Raw genomic sequence first — 25,584 nt, forward strand, 5'->3', positions numbered from 1 at the left:
ATCTCCTTCAAGTGTTGAGGTGGTGGTATCTCAGGCCCGCGTCACGATGCTCGTGGCGCTCAGAAGTCGAGTCAGGTCGGTGCTCAGCCGGCGAGCCCACAGCAGGTGCAGGACGAGCGCGCGTGCTGCGAGAAGCCCGCCGGTGACGGGCACGATCGCGCGCACTGCCTCGCCGAACGCCATGGGCGATCTCAGCTCGCCGAGCGCGGCGGTGACGTCGCCGCCGGCGAACTGGAACGACCGGCGGTAGCCGGCAAGGAACTGGACGTTGCGCAGCAACACTTCATCGGGCTCGGATTGGACGCGGTACTCCCACCCGTGCGGTTCGATCACGCGCCGCGACCAGCTCAGCGAGTCACGCACCTTCGGGACGGTGAGCTTCGCGGCGGGCTTCACATCCACCACGCAGACGGTGTGGTCCGCGTGGACCATCAGATAGTCGGGAATGTGGCGACGGCGTGCACCCTTGTCCTCCCCCTCGAGGAGGAACGGCTGAGAGAGAATCCAGTCGACGCGAGGGTCGAAGTCGGCCAGCAGCAGGTTCGCGTACTCGAGTCGCGACTCGTACCCGACATGCGCTTGCATGGTCGCCGACCAGTAGCTGCCCGAGAAGTGCCGCTGCCCCCGGTACCAGCGGAACTCACGCCACGGGACGGCGGCGTCGAAGACGCTCAATCGAGCTGACTGCAGCGGAACAACGTCCACCTCGCCACCCATTTTGCGAACCATCAGCCCGACATCCGCCTGGCGCGTTCCGCCCCGCGTCTCGAGTTGCTCGCGCGCCGTCATGAAGCCAGCGTGAGGGTCGAATCGGTCCGGGAGAATGCACGCTTCTGCCATAGATTCGCGAATTACGATTCAGGATCGCGCTCTTGATTTCCTGGGCTACTTCGGTATATGCGATTTACGAATACCAATGAATGTGACATTCACTGTAGTCGATGTCATATACACAACAGTCACCGTCAGGGATACAAATATAGGGACCACGAAATCAACGCGCGCAGGCCCGCCTGAACCCCACGTCGGCCGCGTGTGCGACACTCAAGGACATGACGATGTTGGAGCCCATCGCGCCGGAGGAATCCCGGCTCGTCTTCGGCAACAGCTACATGTACAGCGTCATGGTCGAGATCGCGGGCCTGCGCGGCGGGAAGTTCTCATCGAAGACGATCACCGACGCGACGAGACTCTCTCCTGGAATCGTGCATCCGCTGATCCAGAAGCTCCGCCGCGCGAACTTCATCGAGTTCGTGGAGCGCGTGCCTGGAGAGCGGACCATTCTGTATCGGGTCCGCGAGAATCCCTGGTGGAATGCGGCGAGCCAGTACGTCGAAGAGGATCGCGCTACCGAGCGCTCCGCATCGTAGGTTAGTCACCGTTGGGTCTCGGGCGGTGTCGGTATACACGCATGACGCCGTCGACTTCATTGAAGGATGAGACGGCGGTGTCCGAGTCCTTGAGCAACTCCAGGAACGGTGTCGGATCTGGGACGAGCGGAAGATCGACATAAGTGTTTGCGGGCTGAAGAACCTCGGCGTACGCACCGCCGAGTTGGGCCACGTATTGCGGTACGAGGCCGGGCACGGTCGCCACGGATGCGCTGAGCGCAGCGACCTTTGAGCTGGTCGACGCTCCCGACATCTGCATCAACTGTAGAGTTTCGGCTGGTAGGGGCTCGCGGGTCACCTCCGCCCAGGCGCCGAGCGCCTCAAGCACATCGGTTGATCCCCAAGCGGCGTTTCGAGGAATCGCATCAGCAAGCAGAGTCTTGACCCGGGGTGAGACATCGGGATTGCGAAGGAGCGACGCCACGAATGTCGCCGACGCGTTCGACGAAACGATCCAGTCTGGCGCCGTCTGAGACTCCACGACAAATGCTTCCTGTGCGTGCGCGGTGGCGAGAGCTTGGAAGGTGCTAGCGCTGTCGTCGAGCAATCCTGCGTTCATGAGTGCCGTGACAAGATCCGCCTCATCCCCCATCGATCGTGATGCTGGGACCGTGTCTACGAGCTGTCCGGCAAGCGTGACACGAGCGGCGACATCGAGCTCATCCTCAGAGACGAGGCGCGCGGCGAGAGTGATGCGCGCGGTCACGTCGGTCTCTGGCGGGACGGCGAGAGTGGGCGAAGCAGCGAGGTACTCGATCAGAGGAGCGTCCAGGGAGCGTACGGCGATGTAGTTCGTGACGTTCGCGAAGGTGAGGGGGAATCGGTGTGATTCAGCAAGAACGGGAAGCAGCGTCGCCGGCACTGCATTGATGTCTCGGATGAGCATCTCCGCGGGCATCCGCCGCGCGATCTCGCTTGCCGCGCCGGCCCTTGAAAGCTCCGCGGCCCTCCATCACATCCACTGCCATGTCAACGTCGGTGATACTCGGGCGGTGGGATGCGTCGATGCTTGACAGGTACGCCTCGAAGTGCCCGAGAACGTGGTCGAACGTCGGATCCTCGAGTTGCATGATTGCATCGAGCGCGATGTCGCCCCCGCCGACTGCCACCTCGAGGTTCGGCGCATTTACCTCGTAACGGCGCGCGACCACGACAGACCGCTGCGCGGCCGGTGGGAGCGCTCGGATATCTGCGAGACTGACGCCGAGTTGGGTAAGCGCAGCAGTCGCTCGCTGGGGCGTACCGTCAGCACTCAGTTCCGTGAGGCGCCCTGGGTTCTCAGCGAGAAGTCGCTTGACGTCGTCGGGTACCTCGTACTCCAGCTCTGGATTCAAGGACTCGAAGGCGGCGACGACGAGATCGAGCTGATCCGCCGCGACGGCGGGTCCTTCAGTATCGATGAACTTGAAGACCCCCTCCCACTGCGCTGCGACGCGACTGATGAGCGTCGCTGGGAGCCGACCACGCTGCAAATAGCTGCGCATGAAGCCGACGGCGGCGGGGTCAGCAACGGCGAGAGCGGCGATGTTCTTCGCCAACCGACCGTCTTCTCGCGCCAGCAGCTGGTCGTAGATCGCGATGTTGAACAGCCCGGTCGATTCGAACGCGCGCGGGCCGCCGAGCTCGAGCACCGCGTCGACGTCCTTCTCGTCGAGTGGGTAGTCGTGATCCGGGGTGTCTGCTTGCAGGTGTTGGATCACGTAGGTCATCGCGGCTGCAGAGGCAATGACGCCGTAAAACTCGGAAGCGTAGAGTGCGAAGTTCCTATCGATCAGCCCTTCTGCGAGGAGGTCGTGCAGAAGCGGGTCGACGGTGCCGCGGATAAGTCTCGAGGAAGAGTCACTCGTCTGTCGCATCAGCAACTGTTGGAAGTCGGCCGTGCGGTACCACTGCAGCTCAGCGCGCGCATCCTCAGAAGCCGCCGCGGTATCGGCGACGACTTGGTCGCTCCAACGCGCCGGGACGGGCACGCCCAGATCCGCAGCGATCTCGTCAGCGGTGAGCTCGAAAAGAACCTCTCCATTCACGACGACCTGCAGAGCGTGGCCGGAGTCGATTGCCGCTTCCCAGAAGCGGGCAGTACTGAGCGCGGCGGGTGCCCAATCGGCTCCGCCAATTCGATAGGTCGCAGTGTGTCCACGCCTATGTACCCGTGGAAGCCAGCGTTCGACAAGATCTTGGAGCGCAGCGCCAAGTTGCTCAGCGCGCGCATCAGTCGCTGCAATCTGCGTACCCTGCTCACGCAGCGCAGCGAGCGTCGCCGACGCAGTATCCATCCCACTCGCGATGATTTCTCGCGAGCGTCGGTACAGCACGTCCAGCTCACTTGATCCGACCCGGATCAGCTCGAACTGCTTCATATGGGTGTTCTTGTAAGCAACAAGCGCGAACAACCCGCTTGAGGTGAGCCCGCCGAGCTTTCCGCCCGCCAGCACACGAGCGTGGAAGACCCGAAACTCGTTCAGGATGTTGCGCAGAAGCCGCATATCTGTCACGTGCTTCGCCACCACGCGGACCGCCTCGAAGGAGATCGCCGAGTCAACCTCGGCGGCCAGATCGAACAGGAGGTCGGCAGACGAGCGGTGTGTGATGAACGGCACGATCGGGACAACGAGCTCGAAGAACTTGGTTCGCTGCGTCGCCGCATCCGACAGTCCGCGGTCGGCCTGCCACACGCCCGGTGCTGCGTCCGGGCCATCCGGCGTATCGCGCGGCACCTCAAGGTCTTCGAAGATGCTGTCCCGGACAGCGTAAACGAAGTGGACCGGACGCTTTCGAAGTTGTCGCGACGTGTTGAGCACGGTGTTGAGCTCACGCAGAGACGCGTAGATTGTCGGGTCCTCGAACCGGTCCAGGTCCTCAATGATCACGATGTCGCGACGAGTCTTTTCAAAGAAGTAGACGATCTCGTCGAGGTACTCATCGAAGTAGCTGCCACCGTCGGACTCCGCGGTCAGGCTCACCGACGTCGCTGAGGTTCCCAGTTTGTCGATTCGGATCCGGTTGTGCAGGAGCGCCATAACCACGTACGCGATCACGCCGGCGATCAACGCTGCAGAAAGCAGCAATGGGACTCGCATGCCCTCGTTGGCGGGGGCGAGTTGGAACGGTGCTCCCCAACCTGTGATCCATAAGGTGAGTGCTATGAGGACAGCGACCAGCGCGGATGCAACCAGCGTTCGCCCTACTGGCAGCCTGCTGATCCTCTTGAACCTCGATCCCGGGACGCGGCTGGGGCGCTCACGATAGAGCAGCTGCTTGACGATCTCCTTCTGGATGTAGTTGTTGAGGTCGTCACCACGCTCAACACCGACGTCGCTGAGCGACGACAGTGAGATCTCAACCACGCGCTTGCCGAGCTGGTCTCGCACGCCCGCGAGCACGCTACTCTTCCCGCTGCCGTACCCCCCGGTCAACGCGATATTCCATACGCGCGCGCGTCGATCGTCGTCGGTGAGCAGGTCGACGAGCTCGTCGCGATAAGTGCCGTGCTGGTCGCTCACGAACCGTGGAACGAGCGACTCGAGCCTCAGTGGACTGGTCACCGTCTCGCTGGCATCAGTCACACCGAACCCCTCAATCGTCCACAGCAAATGGCAGGGATGCCAAGTGCCTGCCAACTACCCGTGGAATATGTCATTTCGGCGTGGAACCTACAAGTTGAAGTCGCCGCCGGGGGCCATGTCCATGAAGCGCGAGTAGTGCCCCTGGAACGCGACGGTGATCGTCGCGGTAGGTCCGTTACGGTGCTTGGCGACGATGAGGTCGGCCTCGCCCGGACGCACGTCTTTGTCGTACACCGAGTCGCGGTGCAGCAGGATGACCATGTCGGCGTCCTGCTCGATCGAGCCCGACTCTCGCAGGTCGCTGATCGCGGGCTTCTTGTCGGTGCGCTGCTCGGGACCACGGTTCAGTTGCGAGAGGGCGATGACCGGAACCTGCAGCTCCTTGGCGATGAGCTTGAGGCTTCGGGAGAACTCCGAGACCTCCTGCTGACGCGACTCGACGCGCTTGCCCGACGTCATCAGCTGCAGATAGTCGATGATGACCATGCGCAGTCCTTCGCGCTGCTTGAGTCGACGGCACTTCGCGCGGATCTCGACGAGCGTCATGTTCGGGCTGTCGTCGATGTAGAGCGGGGCGTCGTTGATGCGCCCTCGGGTCGCGGCGACGGTGGTCCAGTCGCGCGGGTCGAGGTTTCCCTTTCGCATGTTCTGCAGCGGGATCGCACCCTCGGCGCTGAGCAGACGCATGGCGATCTCGCTCTTGCCCATCTCGAGGGAGAAGAAGACGGAGGGGAGGTTGTGGCCGATGGATGCGGCGCGCGCGAAGTCGAGCGCGAGCGTGGACTTACCCATGGCGGGTCGAGCGGCGACGACGATCATCTGCCCGCCGTGGAGGCCGTTCGTCAGTTCGTCGAGCTCTTTGAAGCCGGTCGGCACTCCGGTCATCGATCCGTCGCGGCCGCTGGCGGCCTCGATCTCCTCGAGCGCGGCGTCGACGGCGATCTGCAGCGGGACGTAGTCTTCGGCGGTCTCGGATCCGGTGATCGAGTAGATCTCGGCCTGCGCGTTGTTGACGATGTCGGTCGCATCGCCCTCACCGGCGTACCCGAGCTGCACGATGCGCGTGCCCGCATCGACGAGCCGGCGCAGGATCGCGCGCTCGGAGACGATGCCCGCGTAGTAGCCGGCGTTGGCCGCCGTGGGGACGATCGACGTCAGCGTGTGCAGGTAGTCGGCACCGCCGGCGCGGCCGAGCTCGCCTGTCTTGATGAGCTCGTCGGTGACGGCGACGACGTCGGTGGGCTCGCCATGGGAGTACAACGAGAGGATGGCCTCGAAGATGAGCTCGTGCTTCGGGATGTAGAAGTCGGCACCCTTGAGCGTCTCGATCACATCGGCGACCGCATCCTTCGACAGGAGCATTCCGCCCAGCGCGCTCTGCTCGGCGAGAAGGTCGTGGGGAGGCGTGCGTTCCGGCGCGCGCTTCGCGCCCATGCGCTCTTCTGAGATGTCAGCGATCGACACAGTCTTCCCTTCGATGCGACGTTTCCGATGCGATGTTCTGATGAGACGCTTCGACGGCGGGGCCCGTGCGGCCTTCGGCCCTCACACCGCTCTGAACAGCAAAACAGCTGCCTCCGACATTCGGTCGCTCGCCCACGCTACGAGCGACTGTTTCCACATGCAAGACGGCCTGTGGATAACTCTGTGGAGAGCGTGCGAACAAACTCGGAGTGTCTGTGCACAACGGGTGTGGATAACCCCGTGGAGGACCGGGATACGAAACTTTTTTATTCCATTTGAACTGGCTTTTATCGTTTCCCCAGCCTGTGGATGGAAATCAGTTTAAATCGGGCATTGAAGGTTGCCCTCCGCGGGGATGGGATGTGTAGAACTTGGGGAAAGTCAAGCCGAGATTTCTCCGGGCGCGTCACACCCGGACATCCCCGGAAACGCGCGGAGAACCCTCTAGACACGACGTCCGTGCGCGAGTATCGTCAGCCCCAATCGACGCAACGGCGTCGACGTACGTTGCCTTCGGAGGGGGAGGTCGACGTGGACGTTCGGGCCACCCGACGCGGCATACCTGCCGCCGTCTTCTGGGGTGGCATCGGCGTGCTCGCCTGGGCGACGCTCACGGTTCTCCTCGCGGGCGGATCCGCGCACGCGGACGAACAGGACGGCCCGCTCGACGGACTCACCTCGCTCGTCAGCGACACGGTGTCGGCCGTCACGGCCCCCGTGACCCCGGTCGTCACGCAGGTGGTCGCCCCCGTGGTGACACAGGTGGTCGCGCCCGTGCAGCAGGCCGTCCCCGCCGTGGTCGCCACCGTGACCGAGCCGATCGTGAATGCTCCGGTCGTCGGTCCGGCCGTCGCACCCGTCGTGAACACCGTGACCGAGACCGCGACCGCGGTCGTCACCCCTGTCACCGATGCCCTGACCGACGCACCGGTCTCTCAGATCACCGATCCGATTCTCGACGCGGTCTCCCGCATCCCCGTGGTCGGCGGACTCGTCTCCGACCTCGGTCTGATCTCCGCGGTGGGTGACGTCGTCGGCGTCGTCGATGACACCACTGCTCTTCTCGGGAACGTCACGAACGAGACGGTTCCGCCCGTGCTCGAAGCGCTCAACCCGTCGACGACGACGCCTGGATCCGGCGAAGGTCCCGCGAACGTCGCCGAGGCCCCGGTCCCCCCGACGGCCGCCCCCGCGACGGAGAGCTCCGCAGCGACGCCGGCGGTCTCGTCGACAGCTGTGCCGTCGACCGTGTCCCCGCCGTCTGGCGCGCTCACCACCGCGATCGGCGCCACCACCGACGACGCCACTTCTGTGCCCACTGCTCCCCCGTCGGGGAGCCCGCCAGGCACCACAGTCCCCGCGTCCTCCTCCGCCGGTTCCGGCGGCGGGAGCGGCGCATCCCCCGCGCGCCTCAGCGACGCGAACTCTTCTCCGCTCCGTGCTGGCGAGCGGACATCCGGCGCCTCCGACGACGAGCTTCCCTCGTCGACGGTCGCCGACACCGACGTCTCTCCTGACTGACGGATCGTCACGTCGTTCCCCCGGGAACGACAGATGCCGTGCTGCGCGCGCATGTGATCGCGCGCACCCATCAGACGATCCATCCAGTCAGGAGAACGATCATGCGTACTTTCATCAAGCGGGCCCTCTGGGGCACGCTCATCGCCGGGGGCATCACGCTCCTCGGCGCGACGGCCGCGAACGCGGCTGAGACGACCGGAGACGACGGACTGCTCTCCGGCACACAGGTGGAGACAGCGATCACCGCACCGATCTCGGTCGTGAACAACGCGATCTCGGTGCTGAGCGACGCCGTGTCCACCGCGCCTGCCCCGGCTCCGGCGCCCGCGCCTGCCCCGGCACCCGCACCCGCACCCGCACCCGCACCCGCACAGACGAGCGGTGACTCGGGCACGGCATCCGGCACTCAGGCCGCGGTGACCGTGAACCTTCCCGTCACCGTGTCGAACAACGCGGTGAGCGTGCTCGACACATCGACGACCAGCGCCCCGGCTGCCACTTCCCCGAGCCCGGCTCCCCAGGCCGAAGCGCCTCTCGTGACCACGAACGGTCTGGACGGTGTGCTCTCGGGCACGCAGGCGCTGCTCGCGGTCAACGCACCGGTCACCGTCACGGGCAACGCCGTGTCGCTGGTCGGCGACACCGAGAGCACCACTCCGAACGCGCAGGGGGCCGCGGCACCGGCCTCCTCCGCTCCCGTGGGTGCGACCGCATCCGGTGACGACGGCATCGGCAGCGGCACACAGGTCATCGCGCCCATCACGGCACCGGTGACGGTGTCGGGGAACGCGATCTCGTTGCTCGGTGACACGAGCTCCACGGGAACCGGCACCGCCGGCTCGACCGCTCCCCCCGCTCCCGCCACGTCGGCGGGAACGTCGGGTGACGACGCGGTCCTCGGCGGCACGCAGGCGACCGCTCCCGTCACGGCACCGGTCACGGTGTCGGGGAACGCGATCTCGCTGCTCGGTGACACGAGCTCGACAGGAACCGGAGCCGCTGGTCCCGCACCGGCAGCCCCCGCCACCGGAGGCAACACCACCGCCGGAACCGACAGCGTCCTCGGCGGCACCCAGATCACGGCACCCGTCACCGCCCCCATCGGCGTGACCGGCAACGCGATCTCCGTCCTCGACGACGCCACCGTCACCCGCACCGGCACCGGCAGCAGCACCGGAGGAACCGCCCCCACCACCGGAGGCAACACCACCACCGGAACCGACGGCATCCTCGGCGGCACCCAACTGGCGCTGCCGATCAGCCTTCCCATCACGCTGGGCGGAAACGCCATCTCCGTGATCGGCGAGGCGACGGTGACCGACCCCGGCACGGGAACCGACCCCGGCACCGACCCCGGCACCGACCCCGGCACCGACCCCGGAACGGATCCCGGTACCGACCCCGGAACCAACCCGGGAACGACGCCCGGAACGACTCCGGTCTCGACGGCCGGAGCCGCCTTCGCCTCGGGCGCGGCGACGACCGGTCAGGCGTCAGGGCTCGCGATGACCGGCGCTCCGTCGCCGGTCGGACTGCTCGCAATCGCCGCCGTCCTGCTCCTCCTCGGAAGCGCCGGACTCCTGCGACGTCGTCTCGTGACGGCGTAGTGAGGACGCCGGTGGTGCGGCCGTCCTCGGGGGAGGAGACCCGCACCGCCGGTGCGCCGCTGCGTCCACCCCACACGTCGACGGATTCGTAGCCCCCAGCTCACACCGTCGTTCGACGCCGGCGCAGAATGGGCGGATGCCCCGTGGAAACCCCACCCACGGGGCATCCGTCGCGCCTGCGCACAGGCGTTCCACGAGGTCAGGGGATGTCGTCGACCTCGCCGTACGGGATGATCGCGGCGCGGTATCGCTCGACGAGTTCGCGCCATCCGAAGCCCTCGGTGTACTCGTGCTCGTAGACGGCTTCGGTGAAGTGCCACAGCAGATACGGATGCGCGCCGAGACCGTAGAGCGCGCCGTAGTCGCGGTTGACGAAGGCGGTGCGCTCCTCGGGGGTCAGCACCCGGTCGTCGGCGACCGCGTCGGGCCCCGCTCCCCCGGCGAGCCACCCGTCGACGAACCCCTCGGTGTCGGCGACGTAGGCGTTCACGTTCGCGGTGCTCATCTCGACAGCGCGGATGAACTTGTTCATCATGTACCGGCTCACGATGCGGCCCTCCAGAGGAAGAACGGACTGGAGGCGAAGCGCGAGGTCGTGGCCTCCGCGAGTTCGGCCGGGCGCCCCTGCATGGCGGCGAGCGCGGCGACGATGTTCACGTACTGGTACGTGACGTTGCCGGCGGCCATGATGCGGTCGAACCGGCATCCGGCGATCGCCCCGTCGAGGTCGCCGTCACGCATCCACCCGACGGCCTCGGCGTCGAACTCCGGATCGGGCGAGCCGTTGAAGGTGCGCGGGCCACCCACGTCGGTTGCCATGTGCCCCGAGGTGAGCAGGCCCACTCTGGCGTCGCTGTCCCAGGACTCGACCGCGGTGCGCAGGTGGTGTCCGAGAGCGGCGAAGCGGGCGGCGGTCGGCAGCGGAGGCAGGATCGAGTTCGCGTGGATCGGCACGATCGGCAGGTCGAGCTCCGGACGCACGTACTGCAGCGGCAGCACGAAGCTGTGGTCGAGCCGCCACTCGTGCGAGACCGAGAAGTCGATGGTCTCGGGCAGCACCTCGCGGCCGGTGATCTGGGTCGCCAGCTCCGGGTTGCCGGTCAGTTCGGCGTACTCCATGCCGAAGGTGCGCACCTCGTTCTCGTAGGTGCCGTGGTACGAGGCGGCTTTGCCGACGATGAAGGCAGGTGAGTTGTCGGAGAAGAACTGCCGCACGTGGTCGGTGCCGAGCACGATGAGAGTGTCGACCCCGGCATCCGAGATCGCCTCACGGATGCGACGGAAGTTCGCCTCGACCGTCACGAGATCGTCGGGCATCGGCTCGCGCATCGCCCGCCACAGCAGCGGGTTGTGTGGGGTCGCTGCGGCCATCACCAGTTCAGCCACGATCGGCTCCTTCCTTCGCGCTCACAGTCGGAACAGCGTGCGTGCGTTGTCGAGCAGGATCTTCCGACGCGATTCCTCCTTGAGCCCGAGCTCGTCGAACTCGGCCATCCAGCGGTCGGCGGTCATCACGGGCCAATCCGACCCGAAGAGCACCCGGTCGGAGATCAGCGAGTCGGCGTAGCGGACCACCTCGGGCGGCAGGTACTTCGGCGCCCACCCCGACAGGTCGAGGTACACGTTCGACTTGTGCCACACCATCGCCAGGTTCTCGAGGTGCCACGGCCATGCCGGGTGCGCGCTGATGATGTTCAGCTCGGGGAACTCTGCAGCCACGTCGTCGATGTACGGCACAGGGCGTGCGTTCTCGAGCCGATACCCGCCGCCACCGGGAGTACCCGCACCGGCACCGGGGAACCCGGAGTGGAACATCACCACGAGCCCGAGTTCGGCGCAGGTCTCCCAGATCGGGAAGAAGCGACGGTCGTTGGCGAGGAACTTCTGCCGCGACGGGTTGAGTTCGCCGACGCCCTTGATGCCGTACTCGGCGTGCATCCGACGGATCTCGGCGACCGCGGCCTCGCCCTTCCACGGGTCGATGCCGGCGAAGGCGAGGAACACATCGGGGTGGTCCTGCTGCGCCTTGCCGAGGAGGTCGTTCGGTGCACCCTTGATTCCGCTCGTGGTCTCCGAGTCGGAGTTCACGATCACGGCCATCATCCTGCGGTCGCGGTACTGATCGGCCTGCTCGGCGAACGACACCACCGGCCGCTCGCGCCCGAAGTGCGCGGACATCTGGGAGTGCCGCTGGCCCATCGCCGCGATGAACTCCTCGGTCTGCGGGTGGGTGTGGACGTCGATCGCGACGAGGTCGTCGATACCGGGCATCAGGCTGCCCCCTCCTTCGCTCGTGCGGGTTCGGATTCAGATTCGGTCCGCAGTCCCGTGATCTCCTCGGTGTCGGCGCCGAGCGCCGGCGCGTACCGCAGCTCGGGTCGACCGGACCGCTGGAACCCGATGCTGGGCACCGGGACGCGCAGCACGCCGTCAGGCCCCTCGATCTCCTCGACCAGACCCATGCTCGCGATCTGCGGATCGTCGAACAGGTCGCCCATCGTGTTCAGCGGACCGTGCGGGATGTCGTGCGCGGCGAGCCGGTCGAGCCAGTACTGCCGGGGTCGGGTGGCGGCGATCTCCTTGAGCACCACGTCGAGCTCGTCATAGTTGCGCACGCGCGCTTCCCGGGTCGAGAAGCGCGGGTCGTCGGCGAGATCGGGCCGCTCGAGCACGTCGAGCAAGCCGGTCCAGAACTTCTCCGGCACCGACATATGGATCACGAAGGCCTTGTCGTCCGACCCCCGGCAGGCGTAGGCCTGCGCGCGGCGCGGACGCGAGTCGGGCGATGAGACCTGTCCGGTCTCGAGGAACGCCGAAGCGGACTCGGTGAGGAAGTCGAGCAGGGCACCCACCATCGTGACCTCGACATGCTCGCCCACCCCGTTGACGTCACGGGCGTGCAGGGCGGCGAGCACGGCCTGTACGGCCGACATCCCCGACAGCAGATCGGAGAACGCAGGCCCCAGCGGACGGATCGTGGAGGCCGGGACCACCTGGCTGTACATGCCGCCAGTCGCCGAGATCACGGTGTCGTAGGCAGGGCGCTTCGCGGCCGGCCCGGTGGGGCCGAAACCGGTGATCGAGCACGTGATCACCCGCGGGTTGCGCTCGTGCAGCGCATCGGGGCCGAACCCGAGCCGCTCGGCGACACCGGGGCGGAAGTTGTCCAGCACGATGTCGGCATCGTCGACCAGGCCGAACAGCGCAGCGAGCCCCTCGTCGCTCTTGAGGTCGAGCACGACCCCGCGCTTGCCCCGGTTGTAGGCGGCGAACTGGGGACTCATGGTCGCCCGCCCCTCCCATCGGCGCATCGGGTCCCCCTCGGGCGACTCGACCTTGACGACGTCGGCGCCGAGGTCGGCGAGCAGCTTGGCCGCGAACGGACCCGAGATGTACTGGCCCAGCTCGACCACGCGGATCCCGGCCAGCGCACCCGCGCCGGGTGATGCGGAATTCGTCACTTCTGGTCTCCTCTTCGATACCGAGGGCGGTCAGCGCACATCGACGACGACCTTCCCGTCGCCCTTGCGGGGGAAATCGCGATACGCCGTGGCGATGTCGTCCAGCGCGTAGCGGCGGCCGACGAGCGAGGGCAGGGCCCCGGCGGCGGCGAGCGCGAGACCCTCGGCCACATCGTCGTAGCGTGCGCTGGCCACACCCGACAGCCGCTTGCGACGCAGGTAGAAGTCGCGGGCGTCGATGCGCAGGTCGCTGTCGACGGATGCCGCGCAGAACACGGCCCGACCTCCCCACCGCAACGCCGAGATCCCGGCGCTCAGGGTCGGAGCGTGGCCGGAGACATCGAGCACGACGTCGAACCCTTCTCCCCCGTCGAGGGCCGCCGCCAGCGCAGCAGCTCCCGAAGCCTGGATGAGCTGCTCGTCTCCGAGCGGTGCGAGAGTACGGCGCGACGCGGCGACGACCTGGGCCCCGCGAGCGAGTGCGATGGCCACCGCCGCACGGCCGAGGGTGCCGCCCGCGCCGGTGACGAGGACCCTGTCGCCCGCGGCGAGCGCGACCGTGCGCACGGCGTTGATCACGATGGAGGCACTGTGCACCACGGCGGTCGCCTGTGCCGCGTCGAGGCCGTGGCGGTCGATCGCGTTGCGGGAGGGGACGACGACGTACTCGGCGGCGCCCCCGTCGCGGTGCACGCCGACGACGGTCTGGTTCGGGCAATCGGCTTCGTCTCCGGCCTGGCAATGGGCGCACTGCCCGCAGGCGATGTTGGGTTTGACCACCACGGTCTGGCCGATCCGCTTCTGGTCGACACCCGCTCCGACGGCGATGATCTCGCCGGCCGGGTCGATCCCGAGGATGCGAGGCAGCTGCGCCCGTGCTCCTGGGCCGACACCGGCGATGACGTTGAGGTCGAGCTGATTCACCCCGACCGTCTCGACGCGCACGAGCACTTCGCCGTCGCCGGGTGCCGGCACATCCGTCTCCGCGACGGTCAGCCCGTCCAGGTCATGACGGCTCAGCACGGCGGCACGCATCTTCACCTCTTCATCGCGGGAATCTGTTTGGGATACTGTATCCAATTTTCATCACGGTCGTCTAGACCCTGTTCGAGCACGATATCCCGCAAACCATGGACACCCGATTCCAAATTGGATACCGTATCCCAAAATCCGCGTGAGGCGCCCCACTCCACGGAGGAGTCGCACGCACTTGCCCGAATGGAGAGTCATGCGCACGACACGAAACAGACTCGGCATCGCCGTGGTCGGGGGCGCAGCAGCACTGACGCTGCTCGCCGCCTGCGCCTCGCCGACGCCGACACCGGAAGGACCCGTCGACCTCGGCGACGGCGAACCCGGAGCCGCGGAGGACACCAGCATCACGGTGGCCATCCCCTTCCCCGACATCACGATGTACTCGATGTTCGTCCTGGCGTCCGACCTCGGCTACTACGAAGACGAGGGCCTCACCGTCGAGGTCATCACCGCCGACAACGTCACCGCCGCCGTCGCCAGCGGCAGCGCCGACATCGGCGTGGAATCCACCGGCACCGTGATCGACGCCATCCGCGGCGGCGTCGAGATCGATCTGGTCTCCGGGCACTACTGCCGGCAGAACTTCGACTTCGCGGTGCAGTCCGACGTGAAGAGCGTCGACGACCTCGACGGCACGTCGATCGTGCTGGCCGGCACTCCCGGCGACCCCGCCGAGTTCCAGCGCGCCCAGGTGCTGAAAGAGGAGGGCTGGGACGTCGCATCCGTAAACACCGAGGTCGTCTACCCGGGCCCCGGATCGGAGTCGTGGACGGAGTTCTTCGTCAACGACAAGATCAGCCTGCAGCCGTTCTACGCCGACGACAGGGCAGCCCTCGAATCACACGGCGCGAACATCGTGGTCGAGTCGCTGCGCAACTGGGCGAACGACGTGCAGATCGCCGGCACGAAGTGGGCGCAGGAGAATCCGAACACCCTCGTACGGTTCCTGCGGGCCACGCTCAAGGGCACCGACTTCATGACGGCGCCCGCACCCGGCGAGTTCCCCGAGAACGCGGAGGAGGCGCTGGACATCTACGAGGCCAACGACTTCGACGTCGCGGAACTGCGTGATTCGGACAGCGTCTGGATCCTCGACGGACACCTCGCCTGCCCGAACCTGTACTTCGACGGCGAGGCGTGGGACACCACCATCGAGACGCAGAAGCTCGAACCGCTGGAGTTCGATGACGAGCAGCTCGTCTACCTCCGCAAGGCGCAGGAGCTCCTGGGCCTCGACAACGAGGGACCGGCCACGCTGACCTACCCGTGAGTCGCTGACTCGCACGAAAGGCCCCACCGTTGCGCATGGCGGTGGGGCCTCTTTGTATGGCGGCTGGCGTGTTCGCTTAGGCCCCGCAACTCCCGCGGGATACAGAGCGATGCCACTTCACACCCAGCCGGCAGTCGACTAGACGGCCCTTCGGTCCGCGTCCTAGTAGTGGTCGCGAGCCTGGAGAATGACGATCTGCTCGTCGCTCACGTAGTAGACGAGGCGATTGGCCTGGTCGATGCGGCGGGACCATGCCCCGGAGAGCACGTGCTTCAGCGGCTCCGGTTTCCCGATGCCCTCGAAGGGATCACGGAGAACGTCGGCGATGAGCTGGTTGATCCGCCTCAGCGTCTTGCGATCCTGGCCCTGCCAGTACGTGTAGTCCTCCCACCCATGGGGGTCGAAGGCCAATCTCCGAGTCACTCGTCGATCAGGTCGTGCTGCTCGGCCTCACCGCGGCGCGCACGCTCGATCGCCGAGAGAAGTCGCTCTGCACCCACAGGGTTTCGCAGCAGGTACGCCGTCTCCGTGAGGGCGTCGTAGTCGTCCTTCGACATGATGACGGCGTTCCCACGTCGGGAGACGACCTCGACGGGCGCATGGTCATCGTTCACCTGCTGGATAAGGCCGAACAGGCTCTTGCGGGCCTCGGTAGCCGAGATCGCGGACATCCTCCACCTCCCTAGTGGTACAACAAAGCGTACCACTCGATCGCGAGTGAATGCCCGCCGAACGGACCCGACCCCCGTCGCGCATGAGACGGGGGTCGGGAGTCGAGGGGCGTCGGGAGTCTGCGTCGGTGCCGGTCAGCCGACGATCTTGCGCTCGTCGTACCAGGGCGCGAGCCGGCGCCGGAGGATCGAGATGAGCAGCAGCGTGAGGTTGGCGATGATGACCATCACCACGACCATCGCGATGGCCTCGTCCATCCGGAATTGGTATGCGGCGAACTCGAGCAGGTGACCGAGGCCGCCGGTGCCGCCGAGGAACTCGCCGAGCACCTCGCCCGTGAAGCCGAGGGCCGCACCGCGCTGGATGCCGGAGAGGCTGTAGGGCAGCGTGGCAGGGAAGATCACCTTCCAGCCGAGGCCGATCCCCTTCGCGCCGTACACCCTGGCCGCGTTGACGAGCGAAGGGTTCACGGTGACCGCGCCCTCCATCGTGTTCAGCAGGATCGGGAACACCGCCAGCAGGATCACGAGGGCGATCTTCGACTCGCTGCCGAGGCCCAGGCCGAGGATGAACAGCGGGGCGAGCGCGACCTTGGGCGTGGAGTACAGCACCCACAGGAACGGCGCGACCATGAAGCGCAGCACCGGCGACCAGCCGACCGCAAGCCCCACGACGACCCCGACGACGATCGCGATCGCGAGGCCGATCAGCAGGTTGGTGACACTGAACGCGAAAGCGCTCCAGAACTCGGGGTCGACCATGAGCTGGCCGAACGCCACGGCCACCGCGGTCGGTGCGGGCAGGAAGGCCGCCGGTATCCAGTGGAACCAGCTGACGGCTGCCTCCCACAGGAGCAGCACTGCGGCGATCACCCCGATCAGGAGCAGGGTCCACTTTCCCTCGCCGGAGCGCACCACACGCCGCGGCCGCACGATGCGGACGGTTCCGGTTGCCGAGACGACGCTCATCGCGTGCCCTTCCTCGTCCACGGCGCGACCCCGCGTTCGATGGCCGTGACCACCTGGGTCATGCCCACGCTCCACAGCACGACGACGGCGATCGCGGCGAACGCCTGGTCGGTCTGATACGTGTTCGAGGCGCGGATGATGAGCGCGCCCATGCCGCTCGACGAGCCCGCGAGCTCGGCCACGACCATGCCGATCGTGGCGAGGACGACCGCTTGCCGCAGCCCCGCGAACAGGAACGGGATCGTCGACGGCAGGTACACCGAGCGATACAGCCGCATCCGCCCTGCCCCGTACACGCGGGCGGCGCGGATGATCGACGGGTTCGTGGTGCGCATGCCCGCGGCGACGTTGAGCAGGATCGGGAAGATCGCACTGATCGTCACGAGGAAGATCACCGGACCGATGCCGAAGCCGAACCACGCCTTCGCCAGCGGTTGATAGGCGATCGACGGCGTGGCGTAGATCGTCCACGCGATCGGACCGATCACGCGGTCGACAGGAAGCGATGTTCCCATCAGGAGCCCGACCGGGATGCCGACGACCACCGCGAGCGCGAAACCGGTCAGCCACGCCTGCACCGAGATGCCGGCGTTGGCGGCGAGCGATCCGTTCGCCACGATCTCGCCGAACCCCTGCGCGATGGCCAGAGGCGGCGGCAGGAAGACCGGACTGATCCAGCCGAACGCCCCGACGACCAGCTGCCAGAGCACGAGGAGCACGACGACCTCGATCGCGATGACCGCCGCCTTGCCCCGGGCGCTCAGCCCCGCGAGCCAGGCGGCGAGGCCACCCCTGCCGAGGTTCGGCCCGGTGGCGAGCAGCGCGGTCATTTCGACACCGCCGCTGCCGTGGCCTCACCCTCCAGCGCCTCCCAGAGGTGGTCGCGGAGTTCGAGGAAGCGCGGATCGTGCTGCACCGACCGTTCCGAGCGCGGGCGCGGGATGCCGGTCGTGATGATCTCCTTGATCGCACCGGGGTGGCTCTTGAAGACGACGATGCGGTCACCGAGGAGGATGGCCTCCTCGATCGAGTGCGTGATGAAGAGCACGGTCTTGCCCGTCGCCTCGATGAGCTTCTCGATCTCGTCGCGCATCACCTCGCGGGTGAGGGCGTCGACGGCGCCGAGCGGCTCGTCCATCAACAGGATGCGCGGCTCCGCGACGAACGCGCGGGCGAGCCCGACGCGCTGCTGCATGCCGCCGGAGAGCTCACGGGGGTACGACGACTCGAACCCCTTGAGCCCCACCATGTCGATGGCCTCCTGCACCTTCGCACGCCAGTCGGCGGTGCGCAGACCCTTCTGCATCTCGAGTCCGAACTTCACGTTGTCGAACACGGTCCGCCAGGGCAGGAGGGCGTAGTCCTGGAAGACCACGGCCCGGTCGGGACCGGGGCCGTCGACCTGCTTCCCATCGACGAGGACGGCCCCGGTGCTCGGCGCGACGAGGCCGGCGATGACGTTCATGAACGTCGTCTTTCCGCACCCCGACGGGCCGAGCACCGTGATGAACTCGCCCTCGAACACGTCGAGGTCGACATCCTCGATCGCGATCAGCTTCTTCCCCGTCCGCGCGACGTCGTAGCTCACCGAGAGCCCGGTGACCGAGATCAGCGGATCCGCCGAGTCCCGTGCGGTGTCGTTCACGTCAGTCATCGTCGACCTCTCGTCTCATCGCCGCGCGTCGGTGCGCGGCTTATCGCAGCTTCGGAAGCACCTCGGTGCCGAGGAGTTCGATCTGCTCGAAGAACCGATCGAACTTGAAGCGGAAGTCGAACACCAGGTGCTCGGTGCCGACCTCCTCGAACCGCTTGATCTGCTCGACCGCCTCGTCGGGGCTGCCGACGATGAGCTGTCCTTCGAGGTCTTCGACGGTCTCGAAGCTGCCGGACGGCGGCTTCACCGCGAACTTGGCCTTGTTCGCCCAGGCGAGAAGGCCCGGGATGTTCACGTGCTTGAGCGCCTCTTCGCGGGTGTCCTCGATCGACGTGGGCGGGATGACGGCGATGGTCGGCATCGGGCGGCCGTTCTCGTCCGTCATCTCGCGCATGGTCTTGATGCGCTTCTCCATGGTGAGCAGGCCCGTACGTCCGGGCATCCACCCGTCGGCGAACTCCGCCGCGAGACGGGCCGAACGCGGGGTCGCGCCGCAGTACCAGAACGGGATGCGTCCCCCCACGGGCTTGGGCTCGATCGTGACGTTCTCGAATGTGAAGATGCCGTCGTCGTAGGTGACGTCGTTCTCGGTGAAGACACGGCGCAGGATCTCGGCGTTCGAGCGCACCATCTCGACGCGGTCGAGGTCGCCCCAGCCGATCGCGTCGAACTCGTGATCGAACGTTCCGGCGCCGAAGCCGAGGATCAGGCGCGGGCCGAGCAGCTGGGTCATCGTGCCGGCCATGAGAGCGGTGACGAGCGGGTGCCGGAAAGGGATGAGCGATCCGGTGCCGAGCTCGATCTTGTCGGTGACGGCACCGATGGCAGTGAGAGTCGTCAGCGCGTCGTAGAACGTGCGGTTCGGCTTCTCCATCTCGCCGTGCGGCTCGAACACCAGGTGGTCGCGCACCCAGACGGAGTCGAATCCGAAGCTCTCCGCGAGCTTCGATCCCTCCAGGAGCTTCTCCTTGCTCGCCTCCTCGCCGAAGTGCGGCAGCAGCAGTCCGAATTTCATGTCAGTTCCTCTCCAGCGGCGAATGCCGCCCTGTCTTCCGCCGATGCGGCGAGCTTTCCGAAAGTGCGGTCGCCGACGACCTCGTCGCCGACATAGACGTCGACACCGCGCACGAGCGTGCGCTGGATGCGCGCGCTGATGGTGCGCCCGTCGTAGGGGGTCCAGCCGATCTTCGAGAGCACGCCGTCATTCGTGATCGTCCACTCGTCGGCGAGGTCGGCGATGACGATGTCGGCATCCGCCCCGATCGTGAGCGATCCCTTCACACCCTCCAGGCCGAACTTGGCGGCGGGGATGTGGGCGACCATGTCGATCGCGCGCTGCAGGTCGAGCTCGCCCTTGTTGACCGCGTCGAGCATGAGCTCGTAGTAGTACTGGATGCCGGGGGTGCCGGTGTGCGAACTCCACATCTGCGTCCACCCGACCTCCTTCTCCTCGCGCGTGTGCGGGGCGTGGTCGCTGGCGGCGATGTCGATCGTGCCGTCGCGCATGCCCTCCCAGACGGCCGCGCGGTTGTCGTCGGGCACCCAGTAGCTGAGCGCGTACGGGCCGAGGGTCTCGACGTCGTTCCAGGTCGACAGGAACGGCGCCCAGTGGTTGACCTCGCAGGTCACGTCGATGCCGTTCTGCTTGGCGCGCCGAACGGCCTCGATCGAGCGTCGGGTCTGGATGTGCGCGATGTGCACGGGACAGCCGGAGGCCTCGGCGAGACGCAGCACGACGTCGATGGCCGTGTCCCAGATCACACCCTCGCGCGCGGCGTAGGCGGAGGCGTAGCCCTCGGGGGTGTTCTCGCCGCGGGCGAGGTAGGCGCCCTCGATGTAATCCATGAGCGCCTGGTCGTGCGGGTGCACGATGAAGCGCTTGCCGGTCTGGGCGATGTGATCCATGATCTCGAGCAGGTGGCCGTGGTTGTGGATGCCGGTGCCGGAGGGGTGCGGGTAGTCGCGGCCCGTGTCGACGACCATGTAGATCTTGTACGCCCGGATGCCCATCTCGCTCATGCCGGCGATCTCATCGAACTTCGTCGGCGCGGGGTTGTGGTTCCAGTCGACGATCGACGACTCCTCATACCGGTGGAACACGTCGGTCAACGTGGCGACGTCGGTGGTCGGCGGCTTGAGGTTGGGCATCCCGAACATCGTGGTGACGCCACCGGCCGCGGCCTGCAGGCTCGTCGTGTAGATGTCGTCCTTGTGCTCGTAGCCGGGTTCGCGGGTGTGCACGTGCACGTCGACCATGCCGGGAAGCACGAGCTTGCCCGCGGCGTCGATCGTGCGCGCAGCCGCGACGTCGGTACCGGCCGCGACCATGCCCGCGACCTTGCCGTCGGCGACGAGCAGGTCGGCCAGGACCGGCCCTGCGGGGGTGACGACGGTGCCGCCGGTGATCTTCAGATCCACGCTCATCGCGCGACCTCCTCTTTGCTGTCGGACTGTGTCTGCACGGTTTCGGTGGTGAGGGATTCGCCGATCGCGGGCGACGGCGAAGACCGGTGGATGAGGTGCGCCGGGCGCACGTACCGGTCGAACCAGCCCACGATCACCGGGGTGGTCTGCTCCCAGTACGCGTCGTAGGCGGCGTAGTGGGTGGTGTGCCGCTGCATGATGAGCTGCTTCGGTCCACGTGCCGCCTCGTACAGCGCCTCGGCGTGGTCGGTCGGGGTGGTGGCGTCGCCTTCGACGCCGATCACGAGCAGCGGTGTGGTCAGGCGGCCTGCCGCGTCGATCGGCCGGTACGCGATGATGCCCTCGGCACACGCGAGCGGCACGGCTGTCGGAATGCGGTCGTCGACGTCGGCCTTGATCTTCGTCGCCCGACGCTCGGCCGTGGGGATCATGATCTCCTCACGGGGGTGCACGATCCGCCCCTCCCCCGTGGCGACGCGCTGGCGGCGGTCCTCTTCGAGGGACTTCTGGAAGTCGAGCCACTCGTACTCGCTGCGCATGCGGTGCAGCCAGTCCTCGCCGTCGGCGACCGGCACCTGGCTGACCGCGGCCTTGATGCGCGGGTCGGCGTCGGCGAGGAGCACGGCGTTGCCGCCTCCGGTGCCGCCGGTGCCGAAGACCCCGATCGCGTCGGCGATCACGTCGTCGCGCGTGGTCAGGTAGGTCACGGCGTTCACCAGATCCTGCAGCTGCCAGGCCGGAGAGAGATAGCCGCGGTCGCCTTCGGAGTCGCCGAAGCCGCGGTAGTCGATCACGAGCACGGCGAAGCCGGCCTCGACCAGGGCCTCGTGGTAGCGGACGTAGAGCTTGGCGTCCTTCAGCCCGAGCCAACCGGGGCCCTGAACGATCGCGCGATACGGCCCCGCGTGGTCGGGGGTGCGCCACACGGCGGAGATGCGCTGACCCTCGCTGAAGTACGAGACGGGTGTGGTCTGCATGGGTTCCTCTCGGCTGAACGCGGCGTCGCGATCGGCGATGTGCGCCGCTGCGGTGGGGCGTTTCCCATCCTTATCCATTTTGGATCCAGAATCCAGTATTGATTTGGATCCAGTATCCGCGCTACCATGACCCCATCGCGTCGACCCGATTGGCCGACGCCGGTGGTCCCGACCTGGACTGCGAACGTGCTCTCTCTTGCGCCCTTCCCGTCCTCGTCTCCCGGAGAACCATGCCTGCCACCGCCCGCGCCCTCGGCGCCCTCCCCGCCCTCGCCCTGCTCATCGCCGCCGGACTCAGCGGCTGCGCCGGCGCGCCGGCGTCATCGGCCGAAGCGCCCGACGCCGAAACCCCCAGCACCGAGCCGATCGTGCTCGACAACTGCGGCACCGAGGTCTCGCTCGGCGCCACGCCGCAGCGCATCCTCACCCTGAAGTCGTCGACTCTCGAACTCGCGCTGGCCCTCGGCGCCGGGGATCGGATCATCGGCTCCGCCTTCTCCGACGGCCCGCTGCCTGACGATCTCGCGGCGGATGCCGAGGACATCCCGGTCGTCTCCGACAAGGTGCCGTCGAAGGAGGCCGTGCTCGACCTCGAGCCCGACCTGGTGTTCGCCGGATGGGAGTCGAACTTCTCGGTCGACGGCGCCGGTGAGCGAGCCGACCTGCAGAATCTCGGCATCACCACCTACGTCGCCCCCGCGGCCTGCAAGGCTCCGGGCTACATGCCCGACCCGCTCACATTCGACACGGTCTTCGATGGCTTCGCGGAGGCCGGCCAACTGCTCGGCGAGACGGCGGCGGCGAGCGCGCTGATCGCCGAGCAGCGCGCAGAGCTCGACGCGATCACCCCCGACGACCGTGGCCTCACGGCGCTCTGGTACTCGTCCGGCACCGACCAGCCCTTCGTGGGCGCCGGCATCGGCGCGCCGGAGATGATCATGTCGGCCGCCGGGCTCGAGAACGTCTTCGCCGACGTGCACGACACCTGGACGTCGAGCTCGTGGGAGCTGATCGCCGAGGCCGACCCCGACGTGATCGTGCTGGTGGACGCCGCCTGGAACACCGCCGCGTCGAAGATCGCGCTGCTCACCTCCAACCCGGTCACCGCACAGCTCGACGCGGTGCGGAACGAGCGGTACGTGCTGGTCGACTTCCCGGCGACCGAGGCGGGCATCCGCAACGTGAAGGCCGTGGAATCGATCGTGACGCAGCTCGGAGAGCAGTGAGCGTCACGGTTCCGCTGCGCACGGCGCTCCCTGTCGCGGCGGCATCCGCTCCCCACCCCCCGGGGACGTACCGTCTCGGCGATCACGGTGCTGCTGCTCGCCCTGGCGGGATCGGTGGTCGCCGCGGTCGCGATCGGGCCGGCCGACGTCGCCCCGGCCGAGCTCGCGGCGAGCGTGTGGTCGCACCTGACCGGCGCGGCCACAGGCCTCACCCCGCTCCGCGACGCGATCATCTGGGAGGGGCGAGTACCCCGCGTTCTCACGGCCGCGGCGGTCGGAGGCGGCCTGGCCCTGTGCGGTGCCGTGATGCAGGCCCTCACCCGCAACCCGCTCGCCGATCCCTACCTGCTCGGTCTGTCCTCCGGCGCCTCGACCGGCGCGGTGATCGTCATCGTGCTCGGTGCGGCGGTGGCACTGCCGTTCGCCGCGTTCGCGGGTGCGCTGCTCGCCCTGACACTCACGTTGGGCCTCGCGCGCGCGGCCGGTTCCGCAGGAGCCACCGCCGTGGTCCTCGCCGGTCTCGCCGTGTCGGCCGTGCTCGCGGCACTGACCAGCCTCGTGATCTTCTGGAGCGCGACGAACGACAGCTACCGTGAGATCCTCAGCTGGCTGCTCGGCTCCCTCGGAGGTGCCGACTGGGCGGACGCCGCCCTCGCCGGGGTCGCCGTGGCGGTCTGCGCCGTCCCCCTGCTGGCTGCAGCCCGGCCACTGGACACCCTCGTACTGGGAGACACCGCGGCCGAGGCACTCGGCATCCCGGTGACCCGGCTGCGCGTGCTGCTCTTCGTGTGCACGGCGCTGCTGACCGGAGCGCTCGTGGCGGTGAGCGGGTCGATCGGCTTCGTCGGACTGATCCTGCCGCACGCGGTTCGGGCGGTCGTCGGCGCCCGGCATCGTGCGCTGCTGCCGGTCTCGTTCCTCGCGGGCGCCGTGTTCCTCATCTGGGCCGACACCATCGCCCGCACCGTGTTCGAGCCACGCGAGCTCCCGGTCGGGATCGTCACCGCTTTGATCGGCGGCCCCGTGTTCGCGCTGCTGATGCTGCGTATGCGGAAGAGCCGCGCATGACCGGAGTGCGTGAGGACGGCCTCGATGCCCGACGCATCCGATTCGCGCACGGGGGTCGGATCCTCTGCGACGACATGCACATCACCGCCCCCGGAGGTTCGGTGACCGCTCTCCTCGGCCCCAACGGCTCGGGCAAGAGCACGCTGCTGCGGCTGATCGCCGGAACCCTGCGGGGCGAGGTCGAGACCCTCGCGCTCGACGGCGCATCGCTGCCCTCGATGCGGCGGCGGGAGCGCGCACAGCGCGTCGCCCTGGTCGAGCAGGAGTGGTCGACCGCCGAGGGGATGACCGGGCGCGACATCGTCGGGCTCGGACTGCTTCCCCACCGCGGGTGGCTGTCGTTCGAGGGGGCGCAGACGGATGCCGTCGCCACCGATGCGGCTCTCGTCCGCGCGGGGGCGCTCGAGTTCGCGGAGCGCGATGCCGCGACCCTGTCCGGCGGCGAACGCCAACGGGTGAACCTCGCGAGGGCCCTCGCTCAGCGAGCGGCGCTGCTGTTGTGCGATGAGCCGACGAACCACCTCGACATCCGCGCGCAGCTGGACGCACTCGCCCTCCTCGCGTCCCTCGCGCGCGACGGCATGACCGTGCTCGCTGCTCTGCACGATCTCAATCACGCGGCGGCATTCGCCGATCGCGTCGTCGTGATCGCCGACGGTCACGTGCAGGCGGCGGGTTCCCCACAGGAGGTGCTGACGCGGGAGCTCATCGCGCGCGTCTGGCAGGTCGACGCCGAGGTGCTCCTCCGGCCGGGCAGCGATCGTCCGCTGATCGTGTTCGATGCGGCTCCCGCCCTCACGCGCTGACCGGTTCGGACGATCGGGATTCAGACGAGCTCGGCGGATGCGAACTGCGGAGCGAGGACGAACGAGCCCAAGCGGTGCGCGAGCGCTTCCGCCTCGGCCTCCAGCGCCACCTGCTCCTGGCAGTCGTCGAGCGCCACGGAGCCGGCACCCCCTCCCACCCCGACGAGCGCGCATACCTGCGCGGGCTTCCGCAGCTGGTCGAAGGTCATGGGCAGACTCTCGCATCGCGTGTGCCCGCACAGCAGGTGCGAGAGCTCGTGGATCACCACGTGCAGTCGGTACCACTGCGGATCGGAGCGGCGGACCGGAATCCTCGCACGGTCACCGTCGACGAGCAGGAACCGCGGAACGGCCCGCCACTCCTCCTCGTTCAACACGTCGACCTCGATGTCCAGCCCCAGCAGGGCGGACGCCCGTTCCGTGATGCACTGCATACTCGCGCCGCACTCGACCTCCAACTCTTCGAAGAGCCGG

The 25,584-nt window shown here is 67.4% G+C and carries 25 protein-coding genes; 7 read left to right on the top strand and 18 right to left on the bottom strand.

All coding sequences use genetic code 11. The features are described from left to right. Positions 1–30: 30 nt before the first annotated feature. Positions 31–789 (bottom strand): TnsA-like heteromeric transposase endonuclease subunit, encoded by a 759-nt coding sequence (locus MicroSTF_RS11640; RefSeq protein ID WP_215486952.1) that lies wholly within the window; start codon positions 787–789, stop codon positions 31–33. A 263-nt stretch (positions 790–1,052) separates the two neighbouring features. Here MicroSTF_RS11640 and MicroSTF_RS11645 point away from each other — a divergent pair, with 263 nt between their 5' ends. Continuing rightward, a complete protein-coding gene (locus MicroSTF_RS11645) occupies positions 1,053–1,370 on the top strand; it encodes a hypothetical protein (RefSeq protein WP_215486953.1) in 318 nt (105 codons plus the stop codon). A 1-nt stretch (position 1,371) separates the two neighbouring features. Here MicroSTF_RS11645 and MicroSTF_RS11650 read toward each other — a convergent pair whose 3' ends face one another. The 3 genes from MicroSTF_RS11650 to dnaB all read right to left on the bottom strand — a co-directional run bounded on the left by MicroSTF_RS11650 (position 1,372) and on the right by dnaB (position 6,421). Further along, the gene (locus MicroSTF_RS11650; protein ID WP_322955761.1) at positions 1,372–2,289 is read right to left on the bottom strand and encodes a hypothetical protein; all 918 of its coding nucleotides are present in this window, start codon (positions 2,287–2,289) and stop codon (positions 1,372–1,374) included. Next, positions 2,222–4,957, bottom strand: coding sequence for a P-loop NTPase fold protein (locus MicroSTF_RS11655; protein ID WP_288120567.1), 2,736 nt, complete (start codon positions 4,955–4,957; stop codon positions 2,222–2,224). Before MicroSTF_RS11655 ends, MicroSTF_RS11650 begins: the two co-directional genes overlap by 68 nt. A gap of 87 nt (positions 4,958–5,044) precedes the next feature. Further along, on the bottom strand, positions 5,045–6,421 hold the full coding sequence (gene dnaB, locus MicroSTF_RS11660; protein WP_416338476.1) for a replicative DNA helicase: 1,377 nt from the start codon (positions 6,419–6,421) through the stop codon (positions 5,045–5,047). 531 nt (positions 6,422–6,952) lie between these two features. Here dnaB and MicroSTF_RS11665 point away from each other — a divergent pair. After that, positions 6,953–7,942, top strand: coding sequence for a hypothetical protein (locus MicroSTF_RS11665; RefSeq protein WP_029260739.1), 990 nt, complete (start codon positions 6,953–6,955; stop codon positions 7,940–7,942). Between the two features lie 101 nt (positions 7,943–8,043). Next, positions 8,044–9,549, top strand: a complete 1,506-nt coding sequence (locus tag MicroSTF_RS11670; protein ID WP_322955766.1) for a hypothetical protein — start codon at positions 8,044–8,046, stop codon at positions 9,547–9,549. Between the two features lie 199 nt (positions 9,550–9,748). On the opposite strand, the gene MicroSTF_RS11675 is transcribed toward MicroSTF_RS11670, so the two are convergent. From MicroSTF_RS11675 to MicroSTF_RS11695, 5 genes are read right to left on the bottom strand one after another with little or no spacing between them, the layout of a single operon-like run. Further along, positions 9,749–10,096, bottom strand: a complete 348-nt coding sequence (locus MicroSTF_RS11675; protein ID WP_021199426.1) for a hypothetical protein — start codon at positions 10,094–10,096, stop codon at positions 9,749–9,751. Next, positions 10,093–10,935, bottom strand: a complete 843-nt coding sequence (locus tag MicroSTF_RS11680) for a hypothetical protein (protein WP_051671241.1) — start codon at positions 10,933–10,935, stop codon at positions 10,093–10,095. The genes MicroSTF_RS11675 and MicroSTF_RS11680 overlap by 4 nt, the downstream gene beginning before the upstream one ends. 21 nt (positions 10,936–10,956) lie before the next feature. Beyond that, positions 10,957–11,820 (bottom strand): amidohydrolase family protein, encoded by an 864-nt coding sequence (locus MicroSTF_RS11685; RefSeq protein WP_322955771.1) that lies wholly within the window; start codon positions 11,818–11,820, stop codon positions 10,957–10,959. Beyond that, on the bottom strand, positions 11,820–13,010 hold the full coding sequence (locus MicroSTF_RS11690) for a CaiB/BaiF CoA-transferase family protein (protein WP_322955773.1): 1,191 nt from the start codon (positions 13,008–13,010) through the stop codon (positions 11,820–11,822). Before MicroSTF_RS11690 ends, MicroSTF_RS11685 begins: the two co-directional genes overlap by 1 nt. 30 nt (positions 13,011–13,040) lie before the next feature. After that, positions 13,041–14,045: an alcohol dehydrogenase catalytic domain-containing protein gene (locus MicroSTF_RS11695; protein ID WP_322955775.1), complete on the bottom strand. Its 1,005-nt coding sequence runs from the start codon at positions 14,043–14,045 to the stop codon at positions 13,041–13,043. 193 nt (positions 14,046–14,238) lie between these two features. Here MicroSTF_RS11695 and MicroSTF_RS11700 point away from each other — a divergent pair, with 193 nt between their 5' ends. Beyond that, positions 14,239–15,315: an ABC transporter substrate-binding protein gene (locus MicroSTF_RS11700; protein ID WP_322955777.1), complete on the top strand. Its 1,077-nt coding sequence runs from the start codon at positions 14,239–14,241 to the stop codon at positions 15,313–15,315. Between the two features lie 162 nt (positions 15,316–15,477). On the opposite strand, the gene MicroSTF_RS11705 is transcribed toward MicroSTF_RS11700, so the two are convergent. From MicroSTF_RS11705 to MicroSTF_RS11740, 8 genes are all read right to left on the bottom strand, one after another. Beyond that, the gene (locus MicroSTF_RS11705) at positions 15,478–15,726 is read right to left on the bottom strand and encodes a Txe/YoeB family addiction module toxin (protein WP_021201489.1); all 249 of its coding nucleotides are present in this window, start codon (positions 15,724–15,726) and stop codon (positions 15,478–15,480) included. A gap of 8 nt (positions 15,727–15,734) precedes the next feature. After that, on the bottom strand, positions 15,735–15,986 hold the full coding sequence (locus MicroSTF_RS11710; protein WP_021201488.1) for a type II toxin-antitoxin system Phd/YefM family antitoxin: 252 nt from the start codon (positions 15,984–15,986) through the stop codon (positions 15,735–15,737). Between the two features lie 135 nt (positions 15,987–16,121). Then, positions 16,122–16,955, bottom strand: coding sequence for an ABC transporter permease (locus MicroSTF_RS11715; RefSeq protein WP_029260748.1), 834 nt, complete (start codon positions 16,953–16,955; stop codon positions 16,122–16,124). Continuing rightward, positions 16,952–17,785: an ABC transporter permease gene (locus tag MicroSTF_RS11720; RefSeq protein ID WP_136024768.1), complete on the bottom strand. Its 834-nt coding sequence runs from the start codon at positions 17,783–17,785 to the stop codon at positions 16,952–16,954. The genes MicroSTF_RS11715 and MicroSTF_RS11720 overlap by 4 nt, the downstream gene beginning before the upstream one ends. Beyond that, positions 17,782–18,609: an ABC transporter ATP-binding protein gene (locus MicroSTF_RS11725; protein ID WP_297557346.1), complete on the bottom strand. Its 828-nt coding sequence runs from the start codon at positions 18,607–18,609 to the stop codon at positions 17,782–17,784. The genes MicroSTF_RS11720 and MicroSTF_RS11725 overlap by 4 nt, the downstream gene beginning before the upstream one ends. A 40-nt stretch (positions 18,610–18,649) precedes the next feature. After that, positions 18,650–19,624 carry an LLM class flavin-dependent oxidoreductase gene (locus tag MicroSTF_RS11730; RefSeq protein WP_021201484.1) on the bottom strand — a complete coding sequence of 325 codons (975 nt, stop codon included), beginning with the start codon at positions 19,622–19,624 and terminating at the stop codon, positions 18,650–18,652. Further along, complete coding sequence (locus MicroSTF_RS11735; RefSeq protein ID WP_029268024.1) at positions 19,621–21,033, bottom strand: dihydroorotase; 1,413 nt, start codon at positions 21,031–21,033, stop codon at positions 19,621–19,623. The genes MicroSTF_RS11730 and MicroSTF_RS11735 overlap by 4 nt, the downstream gene beginning before the upstream one ends. After that, on the bottom strand, positions 21,030–22,010 hold the full coding sequence (locus tag MicroSTF_RS11740; RefSeq protein WP_322955783.1) for an alpha/beta hydrolase: 981 nt from the start codon (positions 22,008–22,010) through the stop codon (positions 21,030–21,032). Before MicroSTF_RS11740 ends, MicroSTF_RS11735 begins: the two co-directional genes overlap by 4 nt. A 230-nt stretch (positions 22,011–22,240) precedes the next feature. On the opposite strand from MicroSTF_RS11740, the gene MicroSTF_RS11745 reads away from it, so the two are divergent. The 3 genes from MicroSTF_RS11745 to MicroSTF_RS11755 all read left to right on the top strand — a co-directional run bounded on the left by MicroSTF_RS11745 (position 22,241) and on the right by MicroSTF_RS11755 (position 25,110). Next, complete coding sequence (locus MicroSTF_RS11745) at positions 22,241–23,236, top strand: putative F420-0 ABC transporter substrate-binding protein (protein WP_322955785.1); 996 nt, start codon at positions 22,241–22,243, stop codon at positions 23,234–23,236. Between the two features lie 87 nt (positions 23,237–23,323). After that, on the top strand, positions 23,324–24,304 hold the full coding sequence (locus MicroSTF_RS11750) for a putative F420-0 ABC transporter permease subunit (protein ID WP_416338478.1): 981 nt from the start codon (positions 23,324–23,326) through the stop codon (positions 24,302–24,304). After that, positions 24,301–25,110 carry an ABC transporter ATP-binding protein gene (locus MicroSTF_RS11755; RefSeq protein WP_322955787.1) on the top strand — a complete coding sequence of 270 codons (810 nt, stop codon included), beginning with the start codon at positions 24,301–24,303 and terminating at the stop codon, positions 25,108–25,110. Before MicroSTF_RS11750 ends, MicroSTF_RS11755 begins: the two co-directional genes overlap by 4 nt. A 20-nt stretch (positions 25,111–25,130) precedes the next feature. Here MicroSTF_RS11755 and MicroSTF_RS11760 read toward each other — a convergent pair whose 3' ends face one another. Then, positions 25,131–25,544: a hypothetical protein gene (locus MicroSTF_RS11760; RefSeq protein WP_136025495.1), complete on the bottom strand. Its 414-nt coding sequence runs from the start codon at positions 25,542–25,544 to the stop codon at positions 25,131–25,133. Positions 25,545–25,584: the final 40 nt, after the last annotated feature.

Origin of the sequence: Microbacterium sp. STF-2, from assembly GCF_034650155.1 — a bacterium.
In the GTDB taxonomy this organism is placed as follows: Bacteria; Actinomycetota; Actinomycetes; order Actinomycetales; family Microbacteriaceae; genus Microbacterium; species Microbacterium maritypicum_A.

What these genes read in the sequence shown, in the direction of transcription:
- MicroSTF_RS11640 (WP_215486952.1), bottom strand. Translation starts at nt 789, where the DNA reads ATGACGGCGCGCGAGCAACTCGAGACGCGGGGCGGAACGCGCCAGGCG.
- MicroSTF_RS11645 (WP_215486953.1), top strand. Translation starts at nt 1,053, where the DNA reads ATGACGATGTTGGAGCCCATCGCGCCGGAGGAATCCCGGCTCGTCTTC.
- MicroSTF_RS11650 (WP_322955761.1), bottom strand. Translation starts at nt 2,289, where the DNA reads ATGCCCGCGGAGATGCTCATCCGAGACATCAATGCAGTGCCGGCGACG.
- MicroSTF_RS11670 (WP_322955766.1), top strand. Translation starts at nt 8,044, where the DNA reads ATGCGTACTTTCATCAAGCGGGCCCTCTGGGGCACGCTCATCGCCGGG.
- MicroSTF_RS11685 (WP_322955771.1), bottom strand. Translation starts at nt 11,820, where the DNA reads ATGCCCGGTATCGACGACCTCGTCGCGATCGACGTCCACACCCACCCG.
- MicroSTF_RS11695 (WP_322955775.1), bottom strand. Translation starts at nt 14,045, where the DNA reads ATGCGTGCCGCCGTGCTGAGCCGTCATGACCTGGACGGGCTGACCGTC.
- MicroSTF_RS11700 (WP_322955777.1), top strand. Translation starts at nt 14,239, where the DNA reads ATGCGCACGACACGAAACAGACTCGGCATCGCCGTGGTCGGGGGCGCA.
- MicroSTF_RS11710 (WP_021201488.1), bottom strand. Translation starts at nt 15,986, where the DNA reads ATGTCCGCGATCTCGGCTACCGAGGCCCGCAAGAGCCTGTTCGGCCTT.
- MicroSTF_RS11715 (WP_029260748.1), bottom strand. Translation starts at nt 16,955, where the DNA reads ATGAGCGTCGTCTCGGCAACCGGAACCGTCCGCATCGTGCGGCCGCGG.
- MicroSTF_RS11720 (WP_136024768.1), bottom strand. Translation starts at nt 17,785, where the DNA reads ATGACCGCGCTGCTCGCCACCGGGCCGAACCTCGGCAGGGGTGGCCTC.
- MicroSTF_RS11725 (WP_297557346.1), bottom strand. Translation starts at nt 18,609, where the DNA reads ATGACTGACGTGAACGACACCGCACGGGACTCGGCGGATCCGCTGATC.
- MicroSTF_RS11730 (WP_021201484.1), bottom strand. Translation starts at nt 19,624, where the DNA reads ATGAAATTCGGACTGCTGCTGCCGCACTTCGGCGAGGAGGCGAGCAAG.
- MicroSTF_RS11735 (WP_029268024.1), bottom strand. Translation starts at nt 21,033, where the DNA reads ATGAGCGTGGATCTGAAGATCACCGGCGGCACCGTCGTCACCCCCGCA.
- MicroSTF_RS11740 (WP_322955783.1), bottom strand. Translation starts at nt 22,010, where the DNA reads ATGCAGACCACACCCGTCTCGTACTTCAGCGAGGGTCAGCGCATCTCC.
- MicroSTF_RS11745 (WP_322955785.1), top strand. Translation starts at nt 22,241, where the DNA reads ATGCCTGCCACCGCCCGCGCCCTCGGCGCCCTCCCCGCCCTCGCCCTG.
- MicroSTF_RS11755 (WP_322955787.1), top strand. Translation starts at nt 24,301, where the DNA reads ATGACCGGAGTGCGTGAGGACGGCCTCGATGCCCGACGCATCCGATTC.
- MicroSTF_RS11760 (WP_136025495.1), bottom strand. Translation starts at nt 25,544, where the DNA reads ATGCAGTGCATCACGGAACGGGCGTCCGCCCTGCTGGGGCTGGACATC.